Origin of the sequence: Pontibacter ummariensis, from assembly GCF_900188175.1 — a bacterium.
GTDB lineage: Bacteria > Bacteroidota > Bacteroidia > Cytophagales > Hymenobacteraceae > Pontibacter > Pontibacter ummariensis.
In genome coordinates, this window is record NZ_FZOQ01000013.1 from 176,080 (window position 1) to 185,400 (window position 9,321).

At 48.4% G+C, this 9,321-nt stretch carries 7 protein-coding genes and 1 pseudogene; 5 read left to right on the top strand and 3 right to left on the bottom strand.

What is annotated here, in order from left to right; all coding sequences use genetic code 11:
* Positions 1–7 precede the first annotated feature (7 nt).
* The 4 genes from mreC to rodA are packed head-to-tail and all read left to right on the top strand — an operon-like array spanning position 8 to position 4,509.
* Entirely contained in the window at positions 8–874 is an 867-nt protein-coding gene (gene mreC, locus CHB92_RS14935; RefSeq protein ID WP_089320025.1) for a rod shape-determining protein MreC, read from the top strand.
* Positions 864–1,397 (top strand): hypothetical protein, encoded by a 534-nt coding sequence (locus tag CHB92_RS14940; RefSeq protein ID WP_089320026.1) that lies wholly within the window; start codon positions 864–866, stop codon positions 1,395–1,397. Before mreC ends, CHB92_RS14940 begins: the two co-directional genes overlap by 11 nt.
* Positions 1,394–3,220 (top strand): penicillin-binding protein 2, encoded by a 1,827-nt coding sequence (mrdA, locus tag CHB92_RS14945; RefSeq protein ID WP_089320027.1) that lies wholly within the window; start codon positions 1,394–1,396, stop codon positions 3,218–3,220. Before CHB92_RS14940 ends, mrdA begins: the two co-directional genes overlap by 4 nt.
* Positions 3,184–4,509 (top strand): rod shape-determining protein RodA, encoded by a 1,326-nt coding sequence (rodA, locus tag CHB92_RS14950; protein WP_089320028.1) that lies wholly within the window; start codon positions 3,184–3,186, stop codon positions 4,507–4,509. The genes mrdA and rodA overlap by 37 nt, the downstream gene beginning before the upstream one ends.
* A gap of 9 nt (positions 4,510–4,518) precedes the next feature.
* Here rodA and CHB92_RS14955 read toward each other — a convergent pair whose 3' ends face one another.
* The gene (locus tag CHB92_RS14955) at positions 4,519–5,598 is read right to left on the bottom strand and encodes an acyltransferase family protein (protein ID WP_089320029.1); all 1,080 of its coding nucleotides are present in this window, start codon (positions 5,596–5,598) and stop codon (positions 4,519–4,521) included.
* Positions 5,599–6,938: 1,340 nt separating this feature from the next.
* Here CHB92_RS14955 and CHB92_RS14965 point away from each other — a divergent pair.
* Positions 6,939–8,228 carry a right-handed parallel beta-helix repeat-containing protein gene (locus tag CHB92_RS14965; RefSeq protein ID WP_089320031.1) on the top strand — a complete coding sequence of 430 codons (1,290 nt, stop codon included), beginning with the start codon at positions 6,939–6,941 and terminating at the stop codon, positions 8,226–8,228.
* 176 nt (positions 8,229–8,404) lie between these two features.
* Here the strand turns inward: CHB92_RS14965 and CHB92_RS14970 are convergent.
* Positions 8,405–9,154: pseudogene (locus tag CHB92_RS14970) on the bottom strand (IS982 family transposase); the annotation flags it as partial.
* 26 nt (positions 9,155–9,180) lie between these two features.
* The coding region (locus tag CHB92_RS14980; protein WP_144266320.1) for an IS3 family transposase at positions 9,181–9,321 on the bottom strand (141 nt) is incomplete at its 5' end.

Genomic DNA, 9,321 nt, shown 5'->3' on the forward strand with positions numbered 1-9,321 from the left:
GGGCTACATGCGGAATCTCTTTGCATTTATTTACCGGTTCCGTGCGTTCCTCGTGTTCCTGTTGCTGGAGGTGCTCTGCGTGTACCTGATTGTGCGTTATAATACGTACCAAGGTGCGGCGTTCTTTAACTCCGCAACAAAATACGTGGGGCAGGTACTGGAATTCCAGAGTGGCGTAACGGATTACTTCCGGCTGTCGAGCATCAACAATACCCTGGCCAGCGAGAATGCAGCGCTCCGGAAGGAGCTCATGCTGTATCGCCTGCATGCGGTTACAGACAGCGTTGCGGAGCTGGACACCACGTATTATGCCGCTACCGACAGCAGCAAGGCCTACCCGTTTATCCTGTATGCCGGGCGGGTGATCAACAACTCGGTGCGGCGCACAAACAACACGCTGACCTTAGCTATTGGCACAGCCGACGGAATTCAGCCAGGAATGGGGGTTATCTCGCCGGATGGGGTGGTTGGCCGGGTAAAAACCGTGTCTGAGCACTACGCCACTGTTACGTCGCTGCTGCACTCTAAAATGCTGGTATCAGCCAAAATACAGAAGAGTAATACGTTTGGCACCGTGAAGTGGACCGGGGGCGACTACCGCACCGCCACGCTGGATTATATTCCGCTACACGTAAAACCCGCCGTGGGCGACACGATCGTAACCAGTGGCTTTAATACCGTGTTTCCGGAGGGCATCATGATCGGGACCATCAGCAACGTGGAAAAAGAACAGGACAGGAGCTTTTACACCATCGATGTAAAGCTGTCCGTTGATTTCGCCCAGCTGTCTTATGTGTATGTAGTGGAGAGCACTAAAAGGGAGGAACGTGAGGAATTGGAGGAACAAGCAGGTATCGTAGACGATGAACAGTAGCTTTGGCATAAAACATATCGCACAGTTTATCCTGTTCGTGGCCCTGCAGATCCTACTGGTGGACAACCTGGTGCTGTTCGGCACCGGCTTCTGCTTTATTTACGTCGCTTTCCTGCTTTTCCTCCCCATTGGCATCAGCCGGATGTGGCTTCTTATCCTGGGATTCATCACCGGCTTTACAGTGGATGTTTTTTATGACACAATCGGCATACACGCAGCGGCTTCTGTGCTCCTGGCCTTTTTAAGGCCTCTCGTATTGAACCTTCTGACACCGCGCGATGGTTACGATACCAATGATTCCGTCAACATACACGTGATGGGGTGGCGCTGGTTCCTGGCGTATGCGCTTATGCTGATTCTGTTGCATCATACGGCTGTTTTCTTCCTCGAGAAGATCAGCTTACAAGATGCCTGGTATACGCTGGCCAAGATCCTGCTCAGCACCCTGTTTACAACTACTGTGATGGTGATCCTGCAGCTTCTGTTCTTCTCCCCTAAGAGAGAGCGCGTAGATTATCGATGAAATATTTAGAAAACAGAAAATACGTCATCCAAGGCATCTTCCTGGTGGTCGGTGTCCTGTTCGCCTTAAGACTTTTCTACATCCAAGTGGTAGATAGCAGCTACAAGCAGGCTGCCGAAACCAATGCCATCAAACCTGTTATCCAGTACCCCTTCCGCGGCCTCATCTACGACCGTAACGGGAAACTATTGGTGCAGAACACGCCTGTGTATGACCTGATGGTTATCCCGAAAGAGGTAAAGGACCTGGATACACTGCGCCTGATGGAGTTGGTGAACCTGCCCCTGGAGGATGTGCGGGAGCGCCTGAAAAAGGCCCGCGCTTTTTCTTATGTGCAGCCCTCTGCCTTTTACCAAAAGCTAAGCACAGAGGATTTTGCCCGCATACAGGATAACCTGATCGATTTCCCCGGCTTTTACATCAATGCCCGCACGGCACGCGGTTATCCGCACCAAAGCCTGGCCCATGCCCTGGGGTACATTGCCGAGATTAGCCCAAAGCAGTTGGAGGACCCTACCTACAAGGGCTACCGCCCCGGCGACTACATTGGCAAGAGCGGCATAGAACTGGAGTACGAGAAGTACCTGATGGGCAAGCGCGGCGTGAAGTACAAAATGGTGAACGTGCGTGGTGTGGAAAAAGGCTCCTTTAAAGACGGTGCCTATGATACGCTTTCAGTAGCCGGCGAGAATCTTGTGAGCACCATAGACCTGGACCTGCAGCAGTACGGGGAGTACCTCATGAACGGAGCCAAAGGTAGTGTGGTGGCCATAGAGCCGAGCACAGGCGAAGTACTCGCTTATGTCTCCTCTCCTTTTTATGACCCCAACCTGTTTACCGGTAAAGAGTACGGCAAGAATTATATGGCGCTGCTGAACGAGCCGAATAAGACGCTCTTCAACCGCCCTATTATGGCCAGCAGCAACCCACCAGGCTCCATTTTTAAGCTGGCACAGGCTCTTATAGCGTTGCAAGAGGGTATCATCACTCCCAACACGGGGTACCCCTGTAACCAGAGCCTGGTAAAGTGCTCGCACGCCCACCAAGCCCCTACCGACCTGTCCATTGCCATTAAGACCTCCTGCAACCCCTACTTTTATCAGGTGTTCCGGGCTGTGCTGAACCAGGGCAAGTCTAAGAACACGTTCAAAGACACGGCTATTGGACTGGCGGACTGGCGCGAGCAGATCACGAGCTTTGGCTTCGGCACCAAGCTTGGCATAGACCTGCCCAATGAAAAGCAAGGAATTATTGCCTCCCCGGACATGTACAACAAAGTGTATGGGGAAAACCGCTGGAAGTTCTCCACCATCTACTCGCTAAGCATTGGGCAGGGCGAGTTAGGGGTAACGCCTTTGCAGATGGCTAACTTTATGGCTACCATCGCTAACAGAGGCTATTATATCACCCCACATATTATCCGCTCGATAGGGGAAAAAGGGAAGCCGCTGCCAGAGTACCAGAAGCGCCACTATACTACCGTGGAGTCCAGGCACTTTACGCCGGTTGTAGAGGGAATGGCAGCCGTGGTGGAGTCAGGTACCGGACGAAACGCCAATCTAGACAAGATTGGGATAAAGGTGTGCGGTAAAACAGGTACGGCCGAAAACCCACAGGGAAAGGACCATGCCGTGTTTGTTGCCTTTGCCCCAAAGGATGACCCCAAAATTGCCATCGCCGTGTATGTCGAGAATGCAGGTTTCGGCGCACAATCAGCAGCCCCTATCGCGGGCCTGATGATAGAGAAGTATTTAACAGACTCCGTGTCTAGAAAACCAATGGAACAATGGGTGTTGAGCCGAAAGTACTTAGAAATAAAGTAGTAGCAGCGCCAAAAAGCCGACGCACCTCTAACCGGGTACTTCAGTACATGGACTGGCCTACTGTGCTCTTGTACTTCCTGTTAGTAGCCCTGGGTTGGATGAACATCTATGCTGCTGTTTACAGTCCTGACAATGTGGTCAACATCCTCAGTTTCGACATTAACTCGGGAAAACAGCTGGTGTGGATTTCGGCAGCCGTCGTACTGATTGTGATGCTACTGGTGGTGGACTATAAAGTGTATGAGCACCTGGCTTATCCTATTTATGGAAGCATTATACTCCTCCTGCTGGTTACCTTAGTCGTAGCGAAACCCATCGCCGGTTCCCGCTCCTGGCTCGACTTGGGCGGAGGCATTCGTCTACAGCCGGCAGAGCTGGCCAAATTCGCCACAGCCCTGGCAGCCTCTAAGTTCCTAAGCAGCGTGAACCTGCGTCAGCAGCGGTTTAAGGACCAAATGATCCTGGCGGGAATCACCCTGCTTCCGCCTGTTATCATCATCCTGCAGAACGAGACCGGCTCGGCCCTGGTGTTCGCGGCCTTTGTGCTGGCTTATTTCCGTGAGGGCATGTCGCCCCTGCTCCTGATCGTAGGGGGTACTGCGGCCGCTATCTTTATCCTGACGCTGCTTGTACCTAAGCTGTACCTGATCATTGCCATTACCCTTTTGATGGGTCTGGCCACCTGGCTAGACTACCGTCTGTTAAAGCGTTTTAAAACCATGATCCTGTTATGGGTAGCCGTGGTGGGCATGGTCTTTAGCGTGGACTTCTTTGTAAACAACATTCTGCAGCCGCACCAGCAGAACCGTATCAAAGCCCTCATCAACCCGGAGGCAGACCCCCTCGGCTATGGCTGGAACGTGACACAGTCTAAGATTGCGATTGGCTCCGGCGGCTTCTGGGGCAAGGGATTTTTAGAGGGTACCCAAACCAAATTTGACTTTGTGCCAGAGCAAAGCACAGACTTCATCTTCTGCACCATTGGGGAGGAGCACGGCTGGATAGGGAGCACGGTTCTGATCGGCCTGTTTATGCTACTGCTTATCCGCATCGTCAGCATAGCCGAGCGGCAGAAGTCCGTGTTTGCCCGCACCTACGGCTATTGTGTGGTATCCATTATCTTCTTTCACTTCCTGGTGAACGTGGGCATGACCATTGGCCTGGCCCCTGTGGTGGGTATCCCGCTGCCTTTCTTTAGCTACGGTGGCTCTTCGCTATGGTCATTTACGATTTTGCTGTTTATCCTGATCGCTATTGATGCCAACCGTTCGCAGGATTTGGCTCGATAAGCAGTATCCTTAGGATACAGTTACTTTGCCTGCCTGTGTTTGAGAGACATTCGCTGCGGCTTTTTCCCCTGCTGTTCTTTCTGTAGCCGGAGGCGTAATGGGAACACCGCTCGCAGCACCTTGCTTCCTGTTGCTCCAGGACTTAAGATAGTTTTTAAGACTTCTTGATGCTTCTTTTTCTATATATTTATTAATAAGTGAGGACGCAAGGGCAATACCTGCAAAGATTACCCCGACCAAGACCCAATGCACTAAAATATCCTCCGAGGGAAAAAGCCTGCGAAAGGCTAAGCCAATCTCCTCATGCAGCAGGTAAAACGGATAAGAAACCTCCCCCACAAACAAGAGCCATTTATATTTGCTAAGAAAGGCCAGTTTGCCCACCACCAAGAGTGAGAAGACAGCAAAAAAAGTACTCAGAATTAGCACCTCATACGTATGATTGTGATAATCCAGGTACCAGCCGTAAGGATACTGCGTAGATATGATTAGACACAGCAGGAGACCTATAACATGCTCCAGTTTTAGTTTCGGGGTATCATACACTTGATAGAAGAGAATCCCTGCCACAAACAGTCCGAAGTACTTGACTACGTCCTGCAGGTTTTTCTGCATCTCGACCTCCCGGTTCAGAAACAGCCCTCCGACTGCTGCAAGCAACATAAAGCTAGTCCAAAGGCGTACATTCCTTAGTGCACCAACTACGAGCACCCCAAATACTATCCCGTAAAACACCAACTCCTCTGCTAAGCTCCAATAAGCCCCGTCGATATTCTCCTGGCCAAGGAACATCTGGAACATAGTCAGATTATAAAACAGTTGTTCCAGCGTTACTCCTTTTCCATCTAACAGTACCACAAGAAAGGTAAGGAGCACACACACCCAGTACGTTGGATAAAGCCTTGAAAAACGGGCAATGACAAACTCAAAAGGTGTTTTAACGCTCTTTGCTGTTAGGAATATGACAAAACCTGAAATCATAAAAAACAGGTGTACCCCCAGGTACCCGTAGCCAAGCAGTTGAAAATGAAAAAGGAAAACGGCTATCGCGGCTAGCCCACGTAAAGCATCTAGTTCTTTTATTCTCATAAGTTATATGTTTTTTCCGCTCAGCAAGATAGAGTATAACCATACCCTATACAGGCGCCCCATTTATATTAATGTATTATTTTATATAAATATGCAGTACCACTGTTAGAAGTACTTTGTTACAAAACTTATTATATATTTATATTAATTTGGATATTGATAATCAATTCTAAGCTTGAATGGGTCTGACAACAGGAAAAACAGCTGACACTTCTGTCTAGCTGCTTTTGTCTTACTAGGAAACATACAATCGTACTGTCGCCTTTCTTTAGCTTTAATACTTTCTTGCGATAAGCTCTGTCCCAACAACGCTTCAGGCACGGCTATGTATTCAGGGAACCTCTACAGTCCGCAGCCGAAGCATTTTCTTGAACTGACCGTTCACTTGAATTTATGCGAGGACTTTACTAGCAAGTATTCAGGACGCGCGTATGAGGTAATTGTAGACAACAGTGATTCGGTAGCAGTGCTTTATTAGATAAATGCAGAAACTCCACAGTAAGCCATAAGCTCACCTGCAGGTATCTTAAGCTGCTTAAGCAACAATGCCTGAACTACCTCAGCCGTTACAAAAATCAGCCCTACAGATTTGCAGCACTTGAAGCGCTCTAGCACTGAACAGCGTATTTACTAGAAGGAACTGGCAAGCCTTAACAGCACTTTCTATTCAGGATGCAGGTGCAAGTTCTCTAAATAGGGCTTTAGGCCTGTCTAGCTTACTCTTCACTTTTAGCAAGGGCTTTTCGAGCAGATAAAAGGAAATGATCGGGACTATAAAGACAAGCAGCAAAGGCACAACAACAAGGTCCGGAGGAACAGGTCGCCCTGCAAGTTGATCATGCGTCATTCCAAAAAAGTAAAAGATCGGGAAGTGGTAAAGGTAGATCCCATAGCTAATCGTGCCAGTAAAGCAAACCAGCTTGTTGGTAAACAGAAAGTTACCCAGACCGCCTCGGTTCTCAAACTGCAACACCAAGAGGAAAAACAACGCAGAAGTAACAGCAAATAAGAAGAGTAAGAGCGCTTGTGGAGGAATGAAACTTATGAAGATCATCTCACCGATAAGTACAGCTACTGTATAGGTGCTGACAAAGGATATAAATATTAAAAGTAACCCGTTCCTGCCTAAGTTCTGATGCTTAAACTGAGGATTGGGAATAGAAGAACAGTCATAAAGATACCTGCTTCCGAAAAAAAAAGAAGCACTATGCTAATATCATACAGCTCATATTCTATTCATGAAACAATAGTACATCTTAGCCTACAAGCAAACATTTAATATAGTAGATATAATAAGTTTATAGGAATTTTCGCATATTTGCTGCACAATCCATAGACTAATGAAAAGCAAACTTTTTACCCCTATTCTTGCTATAATCTGCCTGATCGGCTTTACCAGCTGTGCTGAGGAGATAGCAACCCCGAATGTAGATACCACTAATGTGCAAGAACTTTGGGATGTTTATCAGATTACTCTTTCGGAAGACAGCACTGTAGATCAGACAGCTTCTATCCAAAAGCAACTAGATGCTATCCCAGATGGCACTCCTACAAAACCAAATATTATTAGGTTCCCTGATGGAAGATTTTGGACAGAGGGGGACCTGGAGAATAATTCACAAGGCAGGAACGGAATTATCAATTTAACAAACAGACATAATCTTATTATAGAAGGCGGCACTTTCTATACCAAAGCTCCTGCTACAGCATATGGAGGTAACGTCGATAAAGGAGATTATTCCCGAAGAAGACATTTCTGGTTAATCGAATGCACTAATATTACCCTTAGGAAAATTAGAGTAGAGGGTTCTAACACGATTGATGGAAGGGTGATAGGCACTACACCTACACTTACTCCGTCTTTCTGGCAGGGCGGAGAAGACAATGGCGCTTTACATGGCTCACCTGCTTACAGGTCCTATTGGGAACTCGAACATGCATTCGATATCAGAGGGTGTAAAAACATCACGCTCGAGGACTGCTTCGTGTTTGGCGTCTGGGGTGATGGGGTGTATGTGGGCGGCACCACAAGTCCTTCTGAAAACATAGTCCTTCGGAACCTTCATCTACGCTTCACAGGCAGGCAAGGAATAGGCGTGGCTAACAGTGTTGATGGGTTACTTATTGATAAAGTCTGGGTGGATAAAGGCAGACGAGCTTCAATCGACTTGGAACCGCACAACCACCAGGGGTTTGTTCGAAATGTGAAGATTCAAAACTGTAGACTGGAAGCTGTAATGGTCGCAATCGCTGCTGCAGGCAGGGGAGATGTAAGTAACATCTATATCCATAACAACACTTATACAACGACTAGCCCCTTTCTGGTTTGTCACGATTCAAGCGAAAAGGTTACAAGGGAAAACTGGACTGTCAAGAACAACACCAGGATAGGCGCCTTTGGAAGCCCAGTGGCATCTATCCGTTTCAAAAAGACAAACAATATAGTACTTGAGGGAAACACTGATGCTATAAAGCTTACGCAAAGCAGGACCACTGTACAATTAATAGACTGTAAAGAGGCAAATATTTTAGAAAACAATTTCGGACACGGTTACAAGATTATAAGCAAGGCCTCAACTGGGCTAACAGTGAAAGAAAACGTTCCTGAGCAAGTAATAGTAGAGCTCTGATTAATATTAGGAATGTTCAAGCATCTCGCTTTTCTGATACCTGCGCACCACAATACTGCTTATAGTGTGAACAGTCAGGATGCAAGCTGACATTTATTTATACCGCTTGAATAATACGTTTCCCTGGCAAACCTGATCAAATGCTTTCTTTCGCTACTCCTACGTGAATTCGGGAATCAAGCCAATGCTCTGGCAAGGTCAAACCTTCTGTTTTGGTTGTCAAGAAAGGTGTAGGCGGTCAGGCCTGAGAGGATGTGGACCAGGGCGTTAAGCGGGTTTCTGTGACGGGTTTGGTCGATATCACAGACAGTCATCAGGATGTCATTGACGGCCTCTATGCCCCCTCTTTTCATCAGGTTGAGCTTGTCTTGCAGCGTGAGGAGCATGTTTTTCCTGACCTTTATGACCAGGTGCAGGCCCTCTTGCAGCAGCTCCTCTATCAGGCAGGAGAGGTAGCCCCTGTCCCCGTAGCACTTGCCCCTGAGCCCCTGGAACAGATAACTGAGCACCCGGTGGTTGTTGTCAGCCACGTTGGCCGGGGTGAGGAGGAAGCGGGCTAGCTGCCCGTGCTGGTTTATGACCAGGTGCAGCTTGAGGTCGAAGAACCAGCCGATGGAGCCTTTTCCCCTTGAGGCTATCCCCTCGAAGACCTTGTGGGAGTGAATGCGGAGGTTGTGGCAGACAGGCAGTTTCTTGGAGTCGACGTAGTAGTGGCCGGTGCGGGCAGAGAGACTGCAGCGGCACTGGGTCAGTAGGAAGGCGTGGAAGCAGCTCTGGCGGGAGAGGGAGAGGAACTACGTGTAAGAGACGGCACGTGGGAAGAAGCTTTTCAGCTCCCCGAGCACCAGCCGCTGATAGTAGTACTCGAAGCACTTGAAGCCAGAGAGGTGATAGAGGGTCAGAATGGTGAGCACCTCGCTCTTGGACTTGCAACAAAAAAGTGGACAAATGATTAAGCTGCTAAAGGTTTAAAGTTTAATAGTTCTTCCATTTGCTCAGGTGTACGGTATCCCAGACTTGAATGGAGCCTTTCTCTGTTGTAGAAGATCTCGATGTATTCGAATATCTCTACTGCAGCCTCCCTCCGGTTCTC